This window comes from Pseudomonas sp. 43(2021), from assembly GCF_017490805.1.
GTDB lineage: Bacteria > Pseudomonadota > Gammaproteobacteria > Pseudomonadales > Pseudomonadaceae > Aquipseudomonas.
Map to the genome: position 1 here is coordinate 1 of NZ_JAFGYJ010000406.1, position 474 is coordinate 474.

At 58.2% G+C, this 474-nt stretch carries 2 pseudogenes; both read right to left on the reverse strand.

Going from position 1 to position 474, the window contains the following annotated elements:
- Positions 1 to 326: pseudogene (locus tag J5M71_RS27870) on the reverse strand (magnesium/cobalt efflux protein); the annotation flags it as partial.
- Between the two features lie 5 nt (positions 327 to 331).
- Positions 332 to 474, reverse strand: a pseudogene (locus J5M71_RS27875) (rRNA maturation RNase YbeY); the annotation flags it as partial.

Consider the following 474-nt stretch of genomic DNA (forward strand, 5'->3'; position numbering starts at 1 on the left):
CCCATCACGTCGTCGTGGCTTTCGCCGATGACCGGATAGCGCGAGTGGGCCGAGTCGACCACGGCAGGGAGGAATTCGCGGGGTGTCTGGGTCGCCTTGATGCTGATCATCTGCGAGCGCGGCACCATGATGTCGCGCACTTGCAGGTCAGCCACCTGGATGGCGCCTTCGACGATGGCCAGCGCTTCGCTGTCCAGCAGTTTGTTCTGATGTGCATCACGCAGCAGCTCGAGGAGCTCCTGACGGTTCTTCGGCTCGTGGGCAAAAGCCTGGGTCAGTTTACCCAGCCATGACTTCTGCCCGTTGCTCGATCGATCTTCGCTCATAGCGATTACTCTGAATCCTTTGTTGTAACGATGGGGGAGTGTTCGGTTTCGTCATCCGCGTACGGATCGGGATAGCCCAGTTCAGCAAGCAACGCGCGTTCCAGTGCTTCCATTTCTTCGGCTTCGTCGTCATCTATATGGTCGTAAC